16 protein-coding genes and 1 tRNA gene are annotated in these 21,939 nt (G+C 68.1%); 9 read left to right on the top strand and 8 right to left on the bottom strand.

The window, feature by feature from the left end; translation table 11 throughout:
- Positions 1–146: 146 nt before the first annotated feature.
- The 3 genes from ACZ561_RS35235 (at position 147) to ACZ561_RS35225 (ending at position 4,395) form a co-directional block, all read left to right on the top strand.
- Complete coding sequence (locus ACZ561_RS35235; RefSeq protein WP_471003219.1) at positions 147–917, top strand: hypothetical protein; 771 nt, start codon at positions 147–149, stop codon at positions 915–917.
- Complete coding sequence (locus tag ACZ561_RS35230) at positions 914–1,660, top strand: restriction endonuclease (protein ID WP_471003216.1); 747 nt, start codon at positions 914–916, stop codon at positions 1,658–1,660. Before ACZ561_RS35235 ends, ACZ561_RS35230 begins: the two co-directional genes overlap by 4 nt.
- A 1,217-nt stretch (positions 1,661–2,877) precedes the next feature.
- The gene (locus tag ACZ561_RS35225; RefSeq protein ID WP_471003214.1) at positions 2,878–4,395 is read left to right on the top strand and encodes a SpoIIE family protein phosphatase; all 1,518 of its coding nucleotides are present in this window, start codon (positions 2,878–2,880) and stop codon (positions 4,393–4,395) included.
- Between the two features lie 431 nt (positions 4,396–4,826).
- Here ACZ561_RS35225 and ACZ561_RS35220 read toward each other — a convergent pair whose 3' ends face one another.
- From ACZ561_RS35220 to ACZ561_RS35200, 5 genes are all read right to left on the bottom strand, one after another.
- Positions 4,827–5,453: a hypothetical protein gene (locus tag ACZ561_RS35220; RefSeq protein ID WP_471003211.1), complete on the bottom strand. Its 627-nt coding sequence runs from the start codon at positions 5,451–5,453 to the stop codon at positions 4,827–4,829.
- A gap of 663 nt (positions 5,454–6,116) precedes the next feature.
- Positions 6,117–6,656, bottom strand: coding sequence for a DUF402 domain-containing protein (locus ACZ561_RS35215; RefSeq protein ID WP_471003208.1), 540 nt, complete (start codon positions 6,654–6,656; stop codon positions 6,117–6,119).
- A 390-nt stretch (positions 6,657–7,046) separates the two neighbouring features.
- Positions 7,047–7,571: a P-loop nucleotide/nucleoside kinase family protein gene (locus tag ACZ561_RS35210; protein WP_471003205.1), complete on the bottom strand. Its 525-nt coding sequence runs from the start codon at positions 7,569–7,571 to the stop codon at positions 7,047–7,049.
- A gap of 104 nt (positions 7,572–7,675) precedes the next feature.
- Entirely contained in the window at positions 7,676–8,044 is a 369-nt protein-coding gene (locus ACZ561_RS35205) for a hypothetical protein (RefSeq protein WP_471003202.1), read from the bottom strand.
- The gene (locus ACZ561_RS35200; protein ID WP_471003199.1) at positions 8,041–8,889 is read right to left on the bottom strand and encodes an IS5 family transposase; all 849 of its coding nucleotides are present in this window, start codon (positions 8,887–8,889) and stop codon (positions 8,041–8,043) included. Before ACZ561_RS35200 ends, ACZ561_RS35205 begins: the two co-directional genes overlap by 4 nt.
- A gap of 607 nt (positions 8,890–9,496) precedes the next feature.
- Between ACZ561_RS35200 and ACZ561_RS35195 the strand changes: the two genes are divergently transcribed.
- Both ACZ561_RS35195 and ACZ561_RS35190 read left to right on the top strand, forming a co-directional pair.
- Positions 9,497–12,628 (top strand): AfsR/SARP family transcriptional regulator, encoded by a 3,132-nt coding sequence (locus ACZ561_RS35195; RefSeq protein WP_471003382.1) that lies wholly within the window; start codon positions 9,497–9,499, stop codon positions 12,626–12,628.
- A gap of 305 nt (positions 12,629–12,933) precedes the next feature.
- Entirely contained in the window at positions 12,934–13,674 is a 741-nt protein-coding gene (locus ACZ561_RS35190; RefSeq protein WP_471003196.1) for a DUF6585 family protein, read from the top strand.
- Positions 13,675–14,559: 885 nt separating this feature from the next.
- On the opposite strand, the gene ACZ561_RS35185 is transcribed toward ACZ561_RS35190, so the two are convergent.
- Complete coding sequence (locus tag ACZ561_RS35185) at positions 14,560–16,104, bottom strand: outer membrane protein assembly factor BamB family protein (RefSeq protein WP_471003193.1); 1,545 nt, start codon at positions 16,102–16,104, stop codon at positions 14,560–14,562.
- A gap of 1,017 nt (positions 16,105–17,121) precedes the next feature.
- Between ACZ561_RS35185 and ACZ561_RS35180 the strand changes: the two genes are divergently transcribed.
- Positions 17,122–17,196: transfer RNA gene (locus tag ACZ561_RS35180), tRNA-Met, on the top strand.
- Positions 17,197–17,549: 353 nt separating this feature from the next.
- Positions 17,550–18,026, top strand: a complete 477-nt coding sequence (locus tag ACZ561_RS35175; protein ID WP_471003190.1) for a hypothetical protein — start codon at positions 17,550–17,552, stop codon at positions 18,024–18,026.
- 236 nt (positions 18,027–18,262) lie between these two features.
- On the opposite strand, the gene ACZ561_RS35170 is transcribed toward ACZ561_RS35175, so the two are convergent.
- Positions 18,263–18,637, bottom strand: coding sequence for a hypothetical protein (locus tag ACZ561_RS35170; RefSeq protein ID WP_471003187.1), 375 nt, complete (start codon positions 18,635–18,637; stop codon positions 18,263–18,265).
- Positions 18,638–18,792: 155 nt separating this feature from the next.
- On the bottom strand, positions 18,793–19,026 hold the full coding sequence (locus tag ACZ561_RS35165; RefSeq protein ID WP_471003185.1) for a hypothetical protein: 234 nt from the start codon (positions 19,024–19,026) through the stop codon (positions 18,793–18,795).
- Positions 19,027–19,227: 201 nt separating this feature from the next.
- On the opposite strand from ACZ561_RS35165, the gene ACZ561_RS35160 reads away from it, so the two are divergent.
- Both ACZ561_RS35160 and ACZ561_RS35155 read left to right on the top strand, forming a co-directional pair.
- Positions 19,228–20,334 (top strand): hypothetical protein, encoded by a 1,107-nt coding sequence (locus ACZ561_RS35160; protein WP_471003182.1) that lies wholly within the window; start codon positions 19,228–19,230, stop codon positions 20,332–20,334.
- 462 nt (positions 20,335–20,796) lie between these two features.
- The gene (locus ACZ561_RS35155) at positions 20,797–21,576 is read left to right on the top strand and encodes a leucine-rich repeat domain-containing protein (RefSeq protein WP_471003179.1); all 780 of its coding nucleotides are present in this window, start codon (positions 20,797–20,799) and stop codon (positions 21,574–21,576) included.
- Positions 21,577–21,939: the final 363 nt, after the last annotated feature.

Raw genomic sequence — 21,939 nt, 5'->3', positions numbered from 1 at the left:
CAGCCCTTAGGCACCTTCGGGGATCGATGGTGCCTACCAGAATGGCCATGTTCCGCGCATGACCGGCCACCGGCAGACTCCAGTGGATTACCCGGCGCTCCGCAGGGGAAGTTGTTGCGCTTTGACCGGTGGCGAGGGGGCGGCTGATGGCGCGTAAGAAGTCTTTGGCAGCACAGCTGTTGCAGGCCTACCGGGAGAACCAGAAGTCGAAGGCAGCGGCTGCCAAGCGCGCCGAGGCTGAGCTTGCGCGTCAGGCACGAGCTGCAGAACGTGAGGCGGCCCAGCGGGCGAAGGAGGAGGTCCGTCGGGCACGTGAACAAGCGCAGGCCTGGGTCCGTGCGCAGAAGGAGAAGCAGGCGCAGCGTAGTGCCGAGTCACGTCGTGCCGAGGACATCGTGCGGGATCTTGAGAAGCGTGATGCAGCGCGCGTAAGGGAGGCCGAGAAGAAGCGGCGAGCGGAGGTGCGCGAGCACGCGGCTGCTGAGCGGCGCACGAAGCAGGAGACCGTTGAGAGCCTGCGCAAGGAGACTCATGCTCGAACGGCTGAGGTCGAGGCGAGGGTCGAGCAGCTGGCGTCTATCCTGCGCAGGCGTCCTGGAGGTCTGCACGGGCGCCTTCAGCATGTGGAGCAGGCTTTCGGTGACGGCGATCTCGAGGCGTTCGCTGTGAGTGTGGAAGCTGCACTCACAGGGATCGAGTATCCGGCAGGGCTGTGCTTGGCGCGGCAGGCAGGATTCGCCGCCGAGTCAAGGGAGTTGATGCTGGAGATCGAGCTGCCGGCGCAGACGGTGGTGCCGTCTGCCGCACAGTACCGGTTCAAGGCCTCCGCTCCCCCGGCTGTGTTCCGCAACCACGGAAGGACGCGGAGTCCAGAGCTCTGTACCGGGACTTGGTCGCCCGCCTCGCATTACGGGTGATCAACGAGGCCTTCGCCGTGACGCCGCCGTCGCTGGTGGAGGGCATCGCGTTCAACGGGATCGTCCGTGCCAAGGACCGGGCGACCGGCAAAGCGATCGAGCCGTGCCTGATCGGCCTGCGGGTCAGCAGGGAGGCGTTTGGCGAACTGGTCCTGGACGAGCCTGAGCTGGATCCCGTGCAGAGTCTGCGGTATCTCAATGCCATCGTCTCCCAGCACCCTTACGACCTTGAGCCCGTTCCGCCAGTCGTCACGTTCGACTTGAGCAGGTACAAGCTCGCGCCCGGACGGGACGTGGTCGCGGGTCTCGACAGCCGGCCCGACCTTCTCGCGATGGACCCGACCGAGTTCGAGCACCTGATCCGGCGCCTGTTCGAGAAAGCCGGACTCAAGTCCTGGGTCACACAGGCTTCCCGGGATGACGGCATCGACGCTGTCGCCGTCATCGAGCAGCCTCTCCTCAGCACGCAGTGCATCATCCAGGCCAAACGCACGAAGAACGTCGTACCCGCGGACACGGTCCGCGCGGTCGCCGGGCTCGTCAACGACACAGGCGCTTCAAAAGGCATCGTCGTCACCACCGCATGGTTCGGCAAGACCAGTTGGGACTTTGCCCCACGCAACCGCGTCGAGCTCATCGACGGCCGACACCTCAAAGCGCTGCTCCTGGACCATCTCGGCATCGACGCCCTCATCGGCCTGGCAAAACTGCCACCCGACTGGCAACCACGCGACCTGAGCTGACGCCGCCCGGCAGCCAGCCTCGCGGTCCTGACCGGGACCGAGGACCTAGCTCTGGCTGATCTCCGACAGAGGATGGAACTCAAGGATGGGACAGTGGCCGCAACCCAGGATCAGCCCGCGGCGCAGTACGCCCTGGGACGTCCACTGGTCCATTGCTCTCGCCGTGCCGCCGGCTCCCATCCACCGTCGTTGAGGGCGGCGATGGCCTCCCAGGACAGGACCGTTGCCGACTTGAGCTTCCACCAGCTTCCTACCGGGCAGCCCCCGGGGGCTGCCGAGGGCATGAACATGCGCGGCAGGGCCCATCCCGGGCCGACAGCGAGCTCCTCAAAGGCCGTCCTGGAACCGATAAAGCGTTCGGTGATGGCCGCCCTTCTTCCCGCGGGACTCGGACGGACGTCTGCGCCTTGGGCGGATGCCGTGACCTGCAGAATGCGCTCGATACCCGGCCAAGCAAGCCGTGGGGAGGCGAGAGAACCGGCCAGGGAAGCCTCGCAGGGGACAAGTCAAAACGATGCGACCAAGAGGTGACTCCCCCGTCCGCAGCTCGAACAAGGGTCTCCCACGGGTTCTGCCCGGTGGCAATCACGGCGTGCGAACCCAGTACCGGAAGCGGGGCACCGGGTGGCTGGGGACGGTGAGGGTGACCTGCCAGCGGTGCCTGCCGGGATCCATCCGCATCAGGTAGCGGCGCGCCTCGGCCAGGACGTGGCGGCGGAACGTCGTACGCCGCTCAGCGACCGCGGCCAGGACTTCCCCGGCCGCCGCGGCGAGGTCGAACGCAGCAGGAGCAGGCCGGGCCCCAGCGGCGGGCCTGCGCGGTGGCGAGCAGGGTGTCGACGGTGCCGCGGTCGGTGGCCGCGATCGCCCGGCGCCTCCACGTGACCAACAGGTCATCCAGCGAGCGCGCCACGCGACACCAGTCCGCAGTACGTACATGACGCCGGCGAGTGCCGCACGGGCGGGAACCCGCAGCCGCCCGAGGTAGCGGCGGCGCCGTTCGGGAGCCGACGGCCGCAGCGGGGCGGCTCACAGCATCGTCCAGGTGGACCCTCGGGCGGCCCCCGGGGCGGCCTTACCCCAGCGGGGTACCTCTGAATTCGTTGGAGTGCATGCACGGGCGGAGTAGCGGCACGATGGGATGGCAGACACAGCACCGGCCATCATCCGCCCCGGCAGACAGCACTCTGCATCGGCGACCGAAAGGAGCCTGAGGAATGGGAGCCACTGAACCCTCTCAGGGCGATCCCGGCGCGTCGGGTGTGGTGCCGTCCACGCCAGGTGGCTTGCTGGACGTACTGAATGTGGCCGCTGTCCTCCTCGATGCCAAGGGCAGGATTGATCTTTGGAGCCCGCAGGCCGAAGTCCTGTTCGGCTACAGCGCCGAGGAGGCCCTGGGCCAGTACGCAGGTCATCTGCTGATCGACGAGGAGCACCGCAATACGGTGCTGGCGCTGTTCGACCAGGTCATGCAGGACGGTGAGAGCTGGGCCGGCGTCTTCCCCGTCCGGCACAAGGACGGCAGCACGCGACTGGTGGAGTTCCGCAACATGCGGCTGCAGGACGACCAGAGCGACTACTGGGCCCTGGGACTGGCCACGGACCAGGCGACGCTGCGGCGGGTGGAACGGAACCTTGCCCTGTCCGCCCAGCTAGTGTCCCAGTCGCCGATCGGTCTCGCCATGCTGGGCACCGACCTCCGCTACATCTCTGTAAACCCCGCGGAGGAACGGATGAACGGTGTGCCGGCCGCCGAGCATGTCGGCCGGCACGTCCACGAGGTGTTGCCGTTCCTCGACGAGTCCTTCGCAGGAGCCATGCGGGAGGTCCTGGCCACCGGGACGCCGATCCTGGACCAGTACACCGTCGGTCGCACCGCGGCCGACCCGGACAATGACCACGCCTGGTCGATTTCGTTCTACCGACTCGAAGCCCCCAACGGGAAAGTGCTGGGCGTGGCAACCTCCAGCGTCGACGTCACCGACCGGCACCGCGCCGTGGAAGAACAGCGCCACACCGCCCTCACCCTCCAGCGCAGCCTGCTACCCCACCCCCCTCCCCAGCGACCGGGTCTCAACATCGCCTTCCGCTATCGACCCGCACAGGCCACCATCGAGATCGGAGGCGACTGGTTCGATGTCATCCCCCTGAACAGCGACAAGACAGCCCTCGTCGTCGGCGACGTCATGGGAAGCGGCGTCACAGCCGCAGCGACCATGGGACAGCTGCGCACCGCCACGAGGACTCTGGCCGACCTCGACCTGCCTCCCGCCCAGGTCCTGCACCACCTCGACCACATCACGGAGGGCCTCGGCACTATCGCGACCTGCGTCTACGCCGTCTTCGACCCCGGCGCGGCGCGATGCGACGTCTCCCTGGCCGGGCATCTGCCGCCCGTGCTACTCCACCCCGACGGTACCCGCGAGCTGCTCGACCTGCCCACGGGCGCACCTCTGGGCGGCTGCGGCATTCCCTTCGACACCACCTCCGTCGGCGTCGGGCCGGGCGACCAGCTCATCCTGTACACGGACGGCCTCGTCGAAACCCGCGACCAGGCGATCGACGCACGCCTGAACGCTCTCCTCGACGTCCTCGACGACCCTCACCGATCGCTTGACGCCACGTGCGACCTGCTTCTGCGCACCCTGCGTAGTGAAGGTGACCACGACGACGTGGCTCTCCTCATCGCCCGGGCAAGCCACGGACCCGCCAGCAGCGCGATCGGCAAGCACTAACGAGCTCGTTAGTCCACACATGTCAGCGACGTTGGCCTGCACCTCGCGCGCCGCCTGTTGCCTGCCGGCATCTGAGTCCGCTGGCTCATCCGATGGGTACGGCAGCCGCGCAAGATCATGAACCAACTTCTCCGCATGCCTGGGGCTGGGTAGAGAAGGCACTCGCCTCCGCCCCCGTGTGGACACCCGCGCTCCATGAAGTACGAAGTACCTGTCGTTCAGCGACGTTGAACTACTTGCCGGCGTAGCGAGCGGACCTCAGCGCACAACGGGTTCGCTCACCCCGGCCCGGGTGAACCGACGGGTTCCACGTGCGCTATCAGAGCGAGCGCGACGCCGGCCGACAAAAACGGGCACTCCGGATCCGCTCGGGAGCGGTCCGGGGCGCCCTCAGCAGGGGCTGCAGTAATCCCCGATGACGTCCACAGGGGCTATTGAGAGCCGGCCTGAGAATGCTGCCGAAGCCATGAAATCAAGCTGCGGACGGCGCCATTTCGTTCCGCCTCTGCGAGCGCCTGATCGAGTTCCTCTGATGGCATGGTTTCAATGCCGACAAAGATCTCGCAAAGGTCTTGCGACAGGTCAGATACTCCCGGTCGCGTCGGATTACGCAGCTCGGCAAGGAGCGAATCGAGGTCCAACATGCGAGCCATTTCTGGAATCACTTCATCGGTCAAGCATTCGCGAAGTGCGGATCCACATTCCTGTTCCATGCCGGCCCCATACGACCACATCCCCCGAAAGTCGCCATCATCCTCCGGATCATAGGCCAGCCCTTCCGGGGGAAGGATGAATCGAGTCACGAAGGCCCCGCTCCTGTCGACAGGCCACACAGGATCGCCACCGCACCTGGCGACCCAGCCCCAATAGACGGCGGGGATGATGCAGTATGAAACTCCGAATACGACCTTGAGCGAGTCGATGCGAATCTCTTCAAAGGAGAGGATCGCCGTACTTTCGGGGTGTGAGGACAGTTTGAAGTCGCTACCACTGCGCACCAAGCCGTGATCCTTCGCTACTGGCGCGGCGTAATTGCGAAGGAATGCTTTCAGGTTCACGAATTGCGCTCCATGTAACTACTCATGCCGCGAGTCCGAAAAGCTGCTGCGACGCGGCTATGCCGGTAGTCGTAGCCGCTGCAGCGCCGCCCTCGGGACCTTTAGCGATGCTGCCCACCACGACGGCCCCCGCGCCCATAACGATCATGGGAGCGAGTATGGGTTCAAACCCTCCGTTGGATGCCTGGGGATCGTCCCGAGGCACGGCTGGAAAGTGGTGCCGGGATAAGCAGCTGGCATGGGGCAGGCCTGCGGAGGGCCGAGGTACGGGTTGCGCAGTCGCAAGCGGGGCACTGCCCATGGGGTTGTTCGTCAGGACTCTTTTCCATGGCCTGCTTCGAGGCTTCCCATAGATGACCGCACGTTCCTGCGGTCTGGTCACTTGGTACCCATTACCCACTCGATAGGGCCCGCCGACGGTCCGGCCCAAAACCGCTTTCATCCCTTCGGTTCGGATCAGCTCTCGCTGCCTTGCCAGCCCGACTACCGATTTGTCTGCGTTGAAGTCCAGAGTCATGGTTGTCCTGCGTGCCAGGTGAACTTCAAGCATGCGGGACCACACCGACAGGCCGGGCCAGAGAATGTAACGCGGGGCCCAGGACCTCTCATCGAAGCGGGTGCGACTCACCGTCGAGGTGGCGCTCCTTCCGGCCGCACCCGCGTTCAGCCTCCCTCCGGTGCAACCTTCGCTGTGGCCGTAACAGCCCGAGGCAGACGCGGCGTGGGCCAGGCCGACTCCCACCGCCAGGCCGCCCACCGCTGCGCGTGTGCGAACAGGCCCGTGCGTTCGGCGAGCATCGCCAGGATCTGGTCGCGGGCGTCGTCGACGGCCTTGTGCTCGTTGTCGGTGACGATGCCGAGGCGCCGCACGTGTGCGTACTTGTCCTCGTCCTTCCACTGCCAGCGGGTGAGGTCGGGGTCGATGAGCAGGTCCACGGTGAGGTCGAAGGTGTCGAACCCGACCTCGGTGCGGCGTGTGGGGTGCTCGAAGTTGTCGAACCCGACCTCGGTGCGGCGTGTGGGGTGCTCGAAGTTGACGTACCAGTTCCGCAGCCGGCGCCCGTCACCATCGGGGACGAAGATTGCGTTGACGCTGAACCAGGCCGCAGGTGGCTTCCACAGCAGCAGGTCGGTCTCCTGCCACACCGCGTCCGCGAGCTCCCACCGGCCGTTCGCCATCGCCTCGAATGCCTCCGTACGCACCGCACGGTCCTTGTCATCGCGGGCCTTCGCGTACAAGGCCGGCCAGCGGGCTTCCGCTCCGGGCACGCAGGCGGTCACCAGCGCCTCGCCTGTGTCCGCGACAACCCGCAGTGCCTGCTCGCTCCACACACGGCCCCGACCGGTGTACAACGCGCCGTACCACCGTCTCGCCCGTCTCGAAACCGTGCACCGCATCCTCCTCCAACAGCCGCAGCCGGAAAGCCCGCCCAGGCTTGCCCACCTCAGCGTCCGGCGCCGGGGCGGTCAGGACACTCTGAGAGGGCGGTTCGTGAGGTGTGGACCGTTTCCCGATTGAGCCGAAGCACGCTGGTTGTCACATGTCAGGCTTCTCGGCACCTGCGAGGCTTGACGTCGACAGGTCGTTCTTCGTCAGCTCTTGACGGCCTCTGCGATCTGCAGGGCGGCCTGGGCGGGCGTGAGGTGTGTGGTGTCGACGACCTCGGCCTCGGCGTGCAGCCACGTGCGGGCCGCCTCGGCGTACGGCTCGAGGTATTGGAGACGGAACGGGGAGTTGGGGCCAAGAACAGTGTCGCCCGCGATGCGCCCGCGGAGGGTGTCCTGGTCGGCATGGAGGACGAAGTGCCGGACCGGAATGGCATGCTGAGCAAGGCCGAAGGTGATCTCGCGCCAGTACTGCTCGACCAGGACAGTCATGGGCATCACCAGAGTGCCGCCGGTGTAGTCGAGAACACGTCGGGCGGTCTCGACGACGAGAGGCCGCCATGGCGGCCAGTGCTGGAAATTGTCCGTAGCGGGCAACCCCGGTGTGATGTCCATCAGTGTCTCGCCGACCTTCTCGGCATCGAACACCCGTGAATCCGGGATCAGCTGCTGCACGAGCGCACTGGTCGTCGTCTTGCCCGCGCCATGGGTGCCGTTGAGCCATACGATCATGAGACTCGACGCTAGCGTCGTGCGGTCCGCAGGAACAGACACAGCAGAAACCTGCTCACTGATGAGGCTGGTGTGGGGCTGCTCGTCGCAGTGCTCGGCGGCTACTAATTCCTGGCGAAGCTGCCCGTATCGATCTCGGTGATGATGCCGAGCTTGACCAGGCGTTTCAGCTTGGCGCGGGTGCCCTCGATGTTCTTCGGCAGCAGTTCGTGACCGAGGGCTTCGCAGACGTCCCCGGCCCGCAGTGGGCCGGTCACGTCGTTGAAGACACCGAGGATGCGGGGGTAGTCCGGGTGCTCGGGCAGGTCCGGCGGGACGGCCGGGAGCCGGTCGGCGAGGCCGGTGACGGTCTTCCGGGTGATCGCGAGGTGCTCCAGGTGGGTCTCGGCCTCCCGGAACAGAGGTCGTCGGCCATGGCCTGGGCGGCTTCCTCCTGGACGCCGAGCGCGTCGAGCAGGGGCTGGAGGGTTCACGCGCTCACCGCCTGCGGCTCACGCCAGGTGGGGGTGTTCGCGCCGGTGAGGCGGCGGACCATGACCTGGGTCATGGCCCAGTAGACGCGGGAGGCGGACGAGGCCGGGTGGTACTCGTAGTCGCGGACCAGACGCCGGTGCAATATCAGGATCCCGTAGGTCTGCTCGACCCTCCACCGCTTCGGCTGTGGGACGAAGCCGGTGTCCTGCGGGTTGTGTTCGACGATCTCCACGTCGACGCCGAGTGCGGTGCCGTGGTCGACCACGGCCTTCTTGAAACCCTGGTCGACCAGAGCCTTCTCGACGGTGCCACCGGCGTTCTCGGCGACCTGGTCCAGCAGGACGATGCCCGCCGCGTTGTCGTGCGTGCTCGCGGCCAGAACGGTGACGGCGATGACCAGGCCGAGCACGTCCACGGCCAGGCCGCGCTTGCGGCCCGGGACCCGTTTCGCGGCATCCCGGCCGGTCGTGGAGGCGGGGACCCCGGCGGCCGCGTGGACACTCTGCGTGTCCAGGACCACCAGGGTCGGATCCTCGAATCGGCGGGCCCGCTCACGGACCTGGCAGCGCAGGAGTTCGTGGATGACCTGGTCGGTCCCATCGTCCCGCCAGGCGGCGAAGTAGTAGTACGTCGCGCTCTTCTGCGGCAGGTCGTGCGGGAGATAGGCCCACTGGCAGCCGGTCCGGCCCTGGTAGAGGATCGCGTTGACGATCTCCCGGATCGCGTAGGCGCCCTGGTGGCCGCTGACCGAGCGGTGCCGGTCCTTCCACGCAGTGATCACCGGCTCGATCAGAGCCCACTGCTCATCCGATGAGTCACTCGGGTACGGCTTGCGTTCCCTCACCCCACCACCCCAACAGACCGCCGACTGCGGACCAGCGGTTTCCGCCCTCACCCCACACCATCAGGCGACGACAGAATCACTCAAAGGCTCACGAACCGCCCTCTCAGGCAACTCGTAGACCCGCTCGCGGGTCCTGATTGCGGCGTCCCTGAGTGCGGGTGCTACGGCGCCGGCTTCCGTGGGCACCTCGAAACCGTGCTTCATACGCTGCCCAGGAAGAGCGCGCGTGAGTTGCGCGCCCTCGTGGGGGCTCTCGACAGGAAGGTTCTGGCGAGGGTCAAGGGAATCCCGGCTGACAGCCTGGAAGTGCCCTGGTGGCTGAAGTAGTTGTGGGACCTGTCAACCTTTGGCACCGGTGCAAGGTGAGACCACCGAATCTGTCCAACGGGTGTCCTGTAAGTGAGCTTCCGGGGGGCTTGGTGTGCCGCTGGATCGGTGTTCGTGAAGCGCGCTGCTTGCATGCGTCGGGGTGGAGGAGACGCGGCGCCCACAGGCCTGACAGACTCTGTCGTGGCCCGCTGGCCTTCTGATGAAGTCCTGTTGAAGCACAAGGACTCCTGCGGCGGGCAGACACTGGACTGACGGGGCATGGGGATTCGGCGTGAGCATGAATTCATCGGGCAGGGGCACGGTCGATACCGAGGGTGATCTGCGGGTCGATCTGCTCGGGTCGGTCAGGGCCTGCCGCGGCAGCGCGCCGCTGGCGCTGGGCCCGGTGCGACGGCAGGCGGTACTCGCCGCGCTGATTCTGCGCGCGCCCTACTACGTGACGTACCAGCAGCTCCTGGACGATGTCTGGGGAACCGCACCTCCGGGCACGGGGCACAAGGTTCTGCCCAGCTACATCCACGCGCTGCGCAAGGCTCTCGACGAGCCTGGCACCGGCGCAGGTAGCTCGGTGATCCACGGGCAGCGAGGCGGCTACCGCATACCGCCCGGCGCAGTCCGGACGGATGTCGCCGAGGTCGCCAAGGAGGCCGCAAGCGCCCAGCGGGCGAAGGCCGCCGGCGAGCTCAATGCCGCACTCGCTCACGGGAGTAGGGCCCTCGATCTGCTCCGCGGGGAGCCGCTGCCCGGTCTGCCGGGTCCGCTCGCTGTTGCCGAACGGCAACGTCTGGTCCGGCAATGGCGCGCGCTGCTCCAGGACCGGGCGGAGTGCCTGGTCCTGCTCGGCAACTACCCGGATGCTCTGGACACCCTCCTGGCAGTACCCCTCTCACAACCGTACGACGAGCCGCTCGCCGCCCTGCGGATGCGTGCCCTGTACGGCAGCAACCGGCAGGCCGAGGCGCTCACCGTCTACGGCGAAACCCGTCGCCGGCTCATCGACGAGCTTGGCGTGGAACCCGGCGAGGAGCTGCGGCACGTACACCAGGCCGTCCTGCGCCGGGACGATCTGCTGTTGCTCGGCCGCACCGTCCGAGCGCGCCCAGCCGGAACCGTCGCCCCCGAGCATGTCGGGTCCCAGGAATCATCACCCGGGGCTTCGGCCTCCGGCGACGGCCTGCCCGGCGTGCCCGATCGCCCCAGCCGTCCCGGCCCGCCTCGTTCTCTCCACCGGCGCAACGAACTTCCCGGCGACATCGCATGCTTGGCCGGGCGGGAGAAGGAGCTCGCCCTGCTCACCGCACCTGTGTCACCGGACGCCGTGTCCGTGATGACGGTCGACGGTACAGCAGGCGTCGGCAAGACCGCCTTGGTGGTGCGTGCCGCCTGGACACTGGTCGACGCCCACCCCGACGGCTGCCTCTTCGTCGACCTGCATGCACACGGCGCCGCCCACGAAGGCGTCACCCCCCAGCGGGCCCTGCGCCGGATGCTGCGGGTGATCCCCGGCGAGGACGACAAGCTCCCGACCGGCGCGCGCGAGCCTCACAACCTCAACGCAGACGGTGAGACGGCGGACGGCCTGGAGGACCTCGTCACAGCGTGGCGCGCCGCCACCAGTGGCCTGCGGCTGCTGCTGGTCGTGGACAACGCGCGCGGTGCCGAGCAGGTGCGTCCGCTGCTGCCGGCAGGACCGGGCAGCCGGGTCATCGTCGTGGGCCGCCAGCGTCTGCCCGGCCTCGACGCCGACCTGCGGCTCACGGTGGAGCCGCTGGGTACGGGCACTGCCGTCGGACTGCTCCGCGAGCTCGTCGGGGAGTCCCGGGCCGACGACGAGCCTGAGGCGGCGCGTGACCTTGCCAGGCGGTGTGGCGGCCTGCCCTTGGCCCTGCGGATCGCCAGCGCCCGGCTGCAGAGCCGCCCGTCCTGGACCCTGGCCTTTCTCGCCGGCCGGATGTCCGACGACGCGCATGGCCTCGCGGAGCTGCGGGCCGAGGATCGCAGCGTGGAGGCCGCCTTCCGCGTCTCGTACGACCAGCTCGGCCCGGAACTGCGGCGTGGCTTCCGCGCGTTGGGGACGAACCCCACCGCCCGCTTCGACCGGCTCACGCTCGCCACCATGCTGGGCGGCTCCAGCGAGGAGGCCGAGGGAGTCCTGGAGGATCTGGTCGACGCCAGCCTGTTGCAACAACCGCATCCTGGCCGATACCGGCTGCACGATCTCGTCAAGGCACATGCACGGCGCGTGGCCGGCGAAGCCCCCGAAGAAGCCGCCGCAGACCGCGACGCCGTTTTGCACCTCTACACCGCGGCGGGCCGCATGGCCAGTGACTGGGGGCCAGGCGGCTTCCCCGCACTCACCACCGGTTCGGCCGGCCCCAGTTCGACCGCCGCCCATATGCCCTTCGCCGGATGGCGGGAGGCCTCGGCATGGCTGAGCTCGATAGGTGGCGAGCTCGTCGATGTCGTGGCCTTCGCTGCCGCCGGCGGCCACGCCGACCACGCGTGTCAGCTGGCAGAAGCCCTCGTCGACCACCTGGCCGGACACGGTCACCACCACGAATGCCGTACCGCCCTGGAACTCGCCCTGGCGTGCGCGGACGCGGCCACTGATCGACGGACGCCCGCAGCGCTGCGCAACTGCATGGGCCTCCTCGATGTCTACCAGGGACGGTTCCGGCAGGCAGGAACATGGTTCGCCGAGGCCCTGCAACACGGCCGCGCGCGGGGCGACCTGCGAGAAGAGGCCCGCGCAATCGCCGGAACGGGGATCGTGCTGGGGCAGCTGGGAAACACTGAGGAGGCGCTCTCGAGCCTGGACAAAGCGATGGAACTGGCGGCCGGCCTCACCGACGACTGGCTGACCGGGGTGTCCCACTGCAACATCGGCTCCATCCATCACCGGCAAGGGCGGCACGAACAGGCACTCTGGCACTACAACACCGCCCTGGCACTCGCCGAAAAGAACGGCCGACCCAGGACGATCAGCAGCACCCTGTGCTTCGTGGCCGAGATCGAGCTGGCGCTCGGCCGGTACGAGGTGGCCACGAACCTGCTGAAGCGGGCCGCCGGGCTGGCCGGTGAGGTCGAGGACCTGCCGCTGCGCGCGGCGACCCTGTCACGGCTTGCCGCCGCGGAGCACACCCGAGGCGACCTGGGCTCGGCCGTCGATCTCCACCACAAGGCACTGTCGACGCTCACCCCACACACGAGCACGTGGCTGGAGATGGGGGTCCGCATCCGGCTCGGCAGCACCTACGCGGCAACGGGCCGTCACACCGACGCGCAGCAGGAGTTCCGGGCTGCCCTTTCCCTGCCCGGAGCCGATGACCACGCCCGCGAATACGAGATGGCACGTGACGGACTGGAAGCCACAGGCACCGTTCGGCGACCCCATAGGCCAACCTCCTGACGGCACGCCTGACGTGTCCACGAGACGACGTGGCACGACACGAGCAGTGACCGGCCGTCAGCCAGACTCGTGGGACCTTCCGGCAGGCGCAGCGAGGGTGTGACCTCGCGATTCATGCTCCCTGCAGCCCGATTTCAGCGCCGGACCATGAGGGTGCCCCAGAGTGACGCTCGAGTGCGGAGTTGTGGACGACCACAGCACTGTGGCGACGACGGGATTCCCGGGGGTAGGGACGGCATGACCGGATCAGGAACGGCTGCATGGCTCGGCGCGAAGCAGGCCACGTATGTGGCCAGACGCCCGCCGTGGACCTGGTACGTACTGGGGGCATCATCCTCGTCGGCGGAGGCACACCGCTGCTGATCACGACGGTCGTGGCACTCGGCGCTTCGATACCGCTGCTGGCCTTCTCCCTCATGTACGTGGTGTTCGGGTGGATGCTGATCGACAAGATCAAGCTGGCCCGGCGCGGCAAGAACGCGCGGCTCGACCTCTTCCAGCACGGCGCGGTAGTGACCACCCACGACGGAAAGGCCCACACCTTCGACTGGGCCTCCGTCCAGGTCCACCAGGACGTGCTCCACTCACGGAAGAACGGCATCACCGAATCCAGCCACGTATACACGCTGATCGGTGAGGACGGCGTGGCCCTCACCATCGGCGACACCCGCAGGACGTCGACCTCCCGCTACGCGGGCATCGTCACCCACGTGCAGGGAGCGGAATTCACCGATCCCGAACAATGGGGACCGGCCATCGTGCAGGCGGTCAGCGAGACCCGACTGCGCCGCGCCCTGGAAGACGTGGCGCGCGGGCAGGAACTCATCTTCAACACGGTCGGGCTGAGCCTGAAGGGGGTGACATTCAAAGGGCAGACCCTCCCGTGGGCCCGCATACGCGAAATGCGGCCTGTCAACGGCCGCCTTCACGTCAAGGAGGACGGCCGGCGACTCCTCGCAATGGACGTCCCGGTGTCATCGATACCGAACTTCCCGGTCTTCTACACCGTGGCCAAGAGACTGCACGAAACCGCACGACAGTCCTGAGGCCCGGAGGCGAGATTTCCGCGGCCATCACCGATGACGGGCAGATGGGCTTCGCCGACCAGGTCCTCAGCGAATCCCCGGCCAAGTGGGCGGCAGTGTCCACGGCAGGTGTCGGGCGATCTCAGATCACCCCGCCAAGCAGCACGCCCCTGGCAAGGTTCAGCTCCACCGTCCGTGCAGCAGTGAACGAACCAGTGATTCCGGAGGGAGGCTCTCACTGTGGCCGAAGTCGTCGGTGCCCTCACCGTCATGGGTGGACCGATCCCTCCCGACCCACGCCAGGGAACCGCGCCTCCGCCACGGCTCCTCGTCGTCGGCCGGATGTCCCGTTCGTGCTCCGACGACGCTCTTCCCATCCTCTCTTCCGTTGACCGTGCCGGGACCGTCACTCGCGTGTCGGTGGACGGCGACCTCGTCCGATGGCAGGGGCGTCTCGACCCTGCGGACGGGGAGGGGATAGCGTCCCTGTACCACGCGATCTCCTGGGGCTCCCTCGTCGGGTGCCCACCATGGGCACCGGCATGATGGACGACGAAGGCCGATACATCCGCCTCGAAGGCCGGCTCCCGACAGCCGTCAGTCTTCGGCCCGGTCCCGGTCCATGGCCCGAGGTCGGCCTTCGCCTCGTCTGCGACATCTGAGCGCACACACCACCAAAATGTTGCGCCGCGACGCCAAGGCGCTCACCGACTTCGGCATCTCCGCCCGCGAGGTCGACGCCGCGCACCACCGGATTCCCCATCGGCTCCGCCGAGTACGTGGCCCCCGCACGCCTCGAGAAACCCGCAGATGCCCGTCAGCCCTGCGTTCTCTCGGGCCGCCGCAACCGCATCCGGCGAACGATCGATGACGTCGGCACGCCCACCCAAGCCGAACACGTCAATGTCAGGGAGCGAAGGAGAGCATGCGGGGCTCGTGGCGGGCGTCGTCGCCGGTCAGGCCGGCGGGCGCGATCACCAGTCGGTCACCCACGTAGGCGTTCTCGCCGACGACCCCCATCCCGAACTCGAGCCTCGAGGTGGACGCGGGGAGCCGCAGCACGTCCTTGATCGTGTCCACGCCGCCGGGGCCGACCCGGAAGACCCGCCCGGGCTTGGCGCTCGTGCCCAACTGGTAGACGACCCCCGTCCTGCCCGGTCCGACGCGAAGGGGGTAGTAGCCGTACGAGGTCCCCTCGTCCTTCACGCCCCAGACCAGTTTCCCGGTGCCGAGGTCGTAGGCGCCGACCCGGTCGGTGCCGCCCAGGAGCACCAGGCCCCCGCCGACGACGGCCTCCCGGCACGACTGCGCGTTGGCCCTGGTATCCACGGAGTCGCCGCAGTGCTTGAACCCCTTCGCCCGGGGGTCGATGGTCCTGCGGACCTTGCCGTCAGATCCGAGGGCGACGACCCGCCAGTCCTCGGCGTGAGTCTCCCGATGCACGGTGGTGATCACGGCCGGTGCGACGGAGAGCACCTGGCCGACTCTGCGGCCCGGCTCCGTCCGGTAGCGCCAGCGGACCTTGCCCGAGGCAGGGTCGATCTCCCGGACCTGGTCGTACGCCTTCTCCATTGAGGTGATCGCGCAGTCGGCGAGCACCAGGAGCCGGGTGCCGCCGGCCACCCTGCCGGGGTAGCACTTCCCGGGGTTCTCCATGGGTATGTCGTACAGCTTCTTCCCGTCGGCGACGCTGTACCCCGCGGCCTTCATGTTCTGGACGATCGCGACGGTGCCACCGCTGATCGCGCTGTCCACGATGATCGTGTTGTCCCCCGCGCCGGTCTCGGTCAGCTTCTTGTGCCAGCCCGACTTTCCGGTGCGCAGGTCGATCATCTGGAGCTGGTTGCACCGGGTCCCGGTCCAGGCCTCGACGTTCTGCAGGACGATGACGACCTTGCCGTCGGGGGTCGCGTTGACCGGGGTCTCGCAGACGGGGGTCGGGAGGTCGATGCTCCACAGCTGAGCGCCGTCGCTGAGCCGGTGGGCGACGACCCTCTTGTAGACGGCCTGGACGACGGTGTCTCCGACGATCCAGAGGTCCTCGGTCGGAATGTTCCGGCGGGGCAGGTCGGTGCGGTCGTCGACGATCCAGGCGCTGGCCTCGCCGGCCATACGGCGCTGAGCGATCTCCGCGGTGGTGGGGATGCGGGTGGGCGACGGGGTGGGGCGGGCACTCGCCTTCGGCGGCGCCGTGGCCGACGGGGTGGGGCGGGCGTTCCCCGTCGGTGGCGCCGTGGCCGACGGGACGCCGTTCTCCGCTCCGGAGCGCCCGCCGAGGACGTACGCGCCGGCACCGACGAGCAGCAGCAGAGCGAGGCCGGCGGCGGCCGTCGGCCAGCGGCGGCGTGGGCGGGGCGGTGGCGGGCCGTACCCCTCGGGCGCGTACGGATTGTCCGGCGCGGGCCAAGGCGGCGGGCGGTGCTTGTACCAGGGCTCGTGCGACTGCGGCATCCGGTTTCCCCCTATAGCAATGCGAGCGGCCTGCCCGTAGCACTTGGCTCCGGGGAGGGTTCTGAGCAATGGTTGGTGCGGTCTGGTCCGCATGGGCGCTGTGTCCACCCACGCGGGGGCCTCATGTGGAACGCGGCACGGCAACGTGAGTCGGCACGGGCATCGCCTCGTTCCGCGGGAGAACGGGTGCGCCGTGGGGCAGTGACGAGTTGGGGCGTAGCTGGGCTCCGATGAGCGCGTACTCCTCGCCGGGCGAGGTCGACGCAAGGAACTGGGTGACGTGGGACCACGGCAGCGGCACCTCGGCACAGCGGGCACCGGCCGCGTCGAACTGGCAGGCCGTACCTCGCTACTCGTGCCAGTAGACGATGAAGGGGGACGCCGCGACCAGGACGCACCGCCCTTCATGTCGAGTGCCCGGCCGAGCAGAACGGCACGGCCACGACGCCCGCGATCGATCCCCACATGAGCGCCAAATCCTGGGCGGAGAACGGGTGGGTGAGGCGGCGGCGCTCCCATCGTCCGCCACGGCGGATCGGCGAGAGACCGGATGTTCCGCTGGTCTGAGACACAGTGACTGACCTTTCTCAATGACAGGTTCGACCGCCGGGCGAGCCACGCTGGGGTTTCCATGACGGGCCGGCGCGGCGGAGCCCGTGGCGAGGCGCCCTGGGGGCACCCCGGCGTCGGCGGGTGCCCACCCCAGGCCTCGCCGCCCAAGTCGGGTTGCCGTCCGGTCCTCCCTGCGCTCGCACGGGCCGGGCAGGGAGGCACTGCGGCCTGGTTGCGCAGGGCCGACCACAGGCTTGGCAGACTCTGGTGCAACGCGCTGCCATTTCGATGAACTCCTGTTGAAAGGCTGGCCGCGGTGACGAAGCAGGCTCGCAGCACAGTCCGTCACCCGGGGGACACGGCCACCGAACAGGGTCGCCGGGGGGACACGGCCACCGAACAGGGTCGCCGAGGAGATATTCCAGCGCGCCAGGTGGCAGGGCTGCCGTAGGGTGGACATGTCGACGCGGGGTGGAGCAGCTCGGTAGCTCGCTGGGCTCATAACCCAGAGGTCGCGTGGTTCGAATCCCGCCCCCGCTACTGAAGATCTGGCCTCTGTCCGACCTTGACTGGTCGGGCAGAGGCCAGATCCATGAGCGTTGGCTCTTGGTAGGCCGCTTGGGGTCGAAGCGATCAAGAGGCTCCTCGCCACAGCCCCGGACCTGATCCACCACTCGACCCCACCGAGCCACCCAGTGCGCCCGACTCTTGGCGATCGAGACGGCCGGCCGCCCGGGCGTAAACACTTCCGTCTTCGTACCAGACGTCGGCGGCACGCCCGTGCGCTGGCATTGACAACCGATGCCCGTGGTCGTGAGGATGCGTCAACTCTCGCTGCACGGTGGGCAATCGGCCCGCAGGACGCGCACGGCGAGCGTGGGGAGGGAGTACACATGAGAAGAGTCTGGTCTGGTGCTGCGGCTGCCGGAGCTGTCCTGGCCACGATGGTGGCAGTGCCGTCCACCGTCTCGGCTGCCCCGGACACGGTCTACAAGGTCGTTTCGTTCGGCCCTGGTAGCTTCTCGGCCCAAGGCGCCGTCAGGGCGAGCCTCCGCAACGGGACCGTCACGTGGTACAAGGACCTGACCACGGGGGCGCAGTGGGTCACACTCAAGGCGGACATCAAAGACATGTCGACTGACGGCTACTGCGGCCGGGTAAGCCTCGCCAACTGGTGGAACCTGCACGGCAACACCCAGCAGAAGACGGCGTCGGAGTGCAATGCGGAATGGACGACCAGGACCCTGACGGTCACCGTCGACGGCACCGACCCCAAGGTGCAGGTCGACCTGCACCGCAAGCCGACCACGGACTCAGGCTTCAGCACCGAGCGGAAGACCTGGATCGTCAACCGGCCCAGCGGCATCTGACCTCCCCCGCAGGCCCCCCGATGCCCCGTCCGGCTGCACCATGGCAGGGCTGGGTGGCCTCTTTGATAGCTGGTCAGTTGACCGGGTGTCTGTCCGGTTCGCGATCACCATGCGATGCGAGACCGGATCAAGCAGTGGCGCGGCCTGGCCGGCGAACCGACAAGCTCGCCATCGCCTGCCAGGCCGCGCTGCGCCTCGCCGCCATCCCTATCTGGACACGGCGACAGCTCGCAGGCTCAGCGATCGACCGACCATCGGGCGTCGGGAGGCCAGGAGCCCCTGTTCACGATGTGGTCGACAATCCTGAACGCTTCCTCAAGCGGAACGGTGTCCTCGTCCAGGTATTCGTCATGCTGCCCGTTGGAGAGCAGGAAGCCGCCGCTCGATCCCTCGGACCCGGGGTCGACGGCATGCTCGCCGGGATCTCCTTCACCCTCCATCAGCACCACCATCGCCCGCTCGGTGTTGGTCACGAAGGCCAGCCTGCGGCCGGACGAACTGGGCAGCCACGTGTCGAGCTCGCCTCCGCCGATCCTCGCCCGGAGTGTCTCCCGCACCGTCTCGGACGACAGCACAGTGCTGCCCTCCTCGATCACCCAGAACTCGGTCATGAGCTCGACGATCTCACAGCGGGATCCGGGACACAGGCTCCACCCGTGCACAGGATGGAATGGTCCTGAGCGGCTCTTCCGGCCCTGCAGGGCCGGCCGGTCAGCCGGTCAGCCGGTCAGCCGGGAGAAACAGCAATCCCCTGCCTCGGGGGCTGTCACTCCTGCCCGCGAAGCTGGTACGCGTCAGGGCGGCCGCCTTCGGCAGGGCTGCGGTCGATGTCGGCATGGATGACCGCCCGGAACTCCTGATCGGGAACGGGGCTGGTCAAGATGGAGCTCGCGAGCCACAGCCCCACGATCCGCTCCGCCGCCGTCTTCGCTGCTTCCCGGTCGTCGGCAGTGATCGCGATCTTGACCAGGCCCCGCGGATGAGTGTCGTTCTCAGTCATGCGGTGTCCAACGGAGACCGCACTCCGCCGTACCGCCGATAACCAGCCATTGCCTGGCCATTTCCACGAGAAGGAGGCGCTGGCTCAACTTCCGTCATCACGCGCATGCCGGGTGATGGATGACGGCTCTTCCCCACCTAAAACTGATTGGTTGGCCGCTGCCTTGCTGGGATGATTCCTCTTTTCCCAGACGGAGGGCGCTTGTTCGTTTTCGTGTGTGCGGGGTGTGGCGCTGAGCTGACCACCCCACTGTCTCAAGTCACCCTGCCGGTCCACGCCCATCAGACCTACGGAAACGGAGTTCAGCTTCCGGTGCTCATGGACCCGGGTACGTTCGCCGTTGACCCGGAGCCCTGGGGGGCGCCGTGGCGGACATGGGATGAGATCCAGCCGGACGAGGCGGCCGCCCGTGGGGTCTACGCGCCGGTCCAAGCCCTGTCCGACGGCGCGCCCGGCGCGATCGTCATCGCACCCGGAGATGCCCGCGGCACCCTGCTGATCCCAGAGAAGGGCGGCGGCTACTGCTGCGGCGTCGACTGGGGTGATGGCCCCAACATGGCCTGCGAGGCGTGCGACCTGCCTGTGGCGAGCCGGATCGACGACTGCTCGCTCTGGCAGGCGGTGTGGCTCGCCCCCGATGCCGTACGCCGCCTCCCCGTCGACGACGCCGATGCCGCACCTCTCTCCTGGGCGGAGGCGCTGGCGGAAGGCAAGGGCACGCCCCCGATCGAGCCGATCGCCACGTGGGGGTCTCGGCCATGGGTGGGCCGCTCGTGGTCATGGAGCCCGCAGTGGGAGGCGGCAGCCGGCCGGGCACTCGCCCACCTGCTGGCGGCCTCCGAAGGTCAGCCGGTGACCGTCCCGAACGGCCTGACCTCGGAGGTGTTCCAACGCGCCCTGGACACCCTCCTGCCCGCGGGACCGCCGGCGCGGCGCGCCGTCCTGGCCGGTCCGGGACTGCCCGGCCCCGACGCGGACGCCGACGTTCTCCTCGTGCCGGTTCATCCGCAGACGGGGCACCTCTGGGCCCCGGCCGGCCCGGCCTCCTCGGCGTACCCGGTGCCGTTGCCGTTCGGGGTGTGGCTGTGGCTGGCCTTCCCCGACCCGGACCTGTCTGTCCCCGCGTCGGGCGGCATGCCCGACGGCGTCCTCCGTGACGACCCGCCCGCGCCGCGCCCCCATCACCTGTTCCGGGCGGACTCAAGAGCGTTCCAGCACGCCCTCGTTCGCCTGCCCGCCGTCCGCAGCCCATGGCTACGCAAGATTCTCGAGGACGTCGCCCAATACAGATGGGTCGGTCTCTTCTAACCCGTGGCCCGATAACGTGATCGGCCGGTCCAGCACCCTGGGGCCCACTCGTGACCAAGCCCCCTCCACTGAAGTTGAGCCAGAACCGTAGATCAGACAGCAGTCCATCGATCGGATCCGCGATGCACCTCCCGCGGCTCCGCCGAGTCGCCGAACACCACAACGGAAGACCGTGCCTGCCCGCTCGTCATCGCCCTCGGCCGGCCTGAGCCAGCTCGCCGTTGTTCGACCCAACGAGCCTGAGGACCACCCCAGGTCTGCCTCGCAGCGGTGCAGCGAGCGCATCGCCTGGGCCGACTGCCCGGCACCGCCAACCTGTGCCGCCGGGTCCGCTTCCGGCGGGCGGCGTCTCGCACCAGGGCTGAGGCCGGGAGCAGACAGCCCCCGAATAATCAGTGAGGCGGTCTGCGGCAGCCCTCGTATCTTGGCGCCATGACGAGCGAGAGAGAGCCGCGGCTCCATGTGAACCGCTGGGGCGACACAACCGATACGGTCCCGGAACGGCGTGGGTCCCGTCAGGATGCTTGCGCCTGCATTCACCAGTCCAGACCTCATGGGCGAGCCCGGGTCGGTTTTCACACCGAGCAACAGGACACTGCCGCGCCAGGCTGGCGGCGACTGCTGGAGCTGATCGACCAAGCCGCCGCCGACGGGCGCGAAGAATTCCGCCCCCTGGTCGAACTCACCCCGGAAGAACGGCGACAGATCGTCACCCTGCCGGCGAGCATCGCCGAGCTCACGGCGGTCAAGCACCTCGTGCTCTACGGCAGCAACCTCGTCCGGATCCCGCCCGAGATCGGGGCCATGACCAGCCTGGAGGAGTTCACGCCCTATACCTCCTACCGGCTGCACTGGTTCCCCTACGAGATCACCCGATGCCGGAACCTGACCCGCAGCACGGTCAGCACGCGCGCGCTGTACGGCAACTACAAGTTGCGACCGCCGTTCCCGCAGCTGCAGCCTGCCCCGGACTCCGTCACGGCTCTCGGCCCGGAGAAGCTGGATGCGCAGCGCTGGGGCACCACCGCCGTCCACACCTGCAGCGTCTGCGACCGACCGATCGGACAAGCCGGACTCCACCAGATGTGGGTCTCCCTACGCGTGGCCACTGACGTACTGCCCCTGCTCGTGAACGCCTGCTCGTCGGCGTGCGTCGCCGGTCTGCCCGGCGGCGCGGACGAGTACATCCCCACGCCCCACAAGGGCGGTCGAATCGACCAACCGCCATGCGACTGGGACTGACCAGCCGGGCAGCGATTCGCCTGCTGTTCGGCCATGAGGCGAGCAGAGCAGCGCACTGAAGCTCGAACGTCTGGGCGACGAAGCTGACGCTACTGATGGGGAAATTCGTGATCGTCGACTCCCCTGGTCTCGAGCCCCTCCACCCATCCACGGCGGGGCATTCTCATCTGTACGTGGTGGTATGCGCTCCCATGAACGCCTTGTCGTGCCTGCGCGTGCGGCAGGGCAGAACCCGGCCGTGCCACGTCCCGGCCGGGTTCTGCCGGTCTTCACCACCACGGCCCGGTCAGCGATCCAGTGCCGGCAGGTGGGCCAGCCGGTGTCGAGCATGATGCGGTCGACAGTCGCAGACAGGGCGCTGTC

It is taken from the genome of Streptomyces sp. NPDC039609 (genome assembly GCF_055596705.1).
The sequence above is the reverse complement of the archived record's forward strand: the minus strand, read 5'-3'. Positions and strand labels throughout refer to the sequence as shown.

What these genes read in the sequence shown, in the direction of transcription:
- ACZ561_RS35210 (WP_471003205.1), bottom strand. Translation starts at nt 7,571, where the DNA reads ATGATCGTATGGCTCAACGGCACCCATGGCGCGGGCAAGACGACGACC.
- ACZ561_RS35195 (WP_471003382.1), top strand. Translation starts at nt 9,497, where the DNA reads ATGAATTCATCGGGCAGGGGCACGGTCGATACCGAGGGTGATCTGCGG.
- ACZ561_RS35225 (WP_471003214.1), top strand. Translation starts at nt 2,878, where the DNA reads ATGGGAGCCACTGAACCCTCTCAGGGCGATCCCGGCGCGTCGGGTGTG.
- ACZ561_RS35235 (WP_471003219.1), top strand. Translation starts at nt 147, where the DNA reads ATGGCGCGTAAGAAGTCTTTGGCAGCACAGCTGTTGCAGGCCTACCGG.
- ACZ561_RS35165 (WP_471003185.1), bottom strand. Translation starts at nt 19,026, where the DNA reads ATGACTGAGAACGACACTCATCCGCGGGGCCTGGTCAAGATCGCGATC.
- ACZ561_RS35175 (WP_471003190.1), top strand. Translation starts at nt 17,550, where the DNA reads ATGAGAAGAGTCTGGTCTGGTGCTGCGGCTGCCGGAGCTGTCCTGGCC.
- ACZ561_RS35170 (WP_471003187.1), bottom strand. Translation starts at nt 18,637, where the DNA reads ATGACCGAGTTCTGGGTGATCGAGGAGGGCAGCACTGTGCTGTCGTCC.
- ACZ561_RS35185 (WP_471003193.1), bottom strand. Translation starts at nt 16,104, where the DNA reads ATGCCGCAGTCGCACGAGCCCTGGTACAAGCACCGCCCGCCGCCTTGG.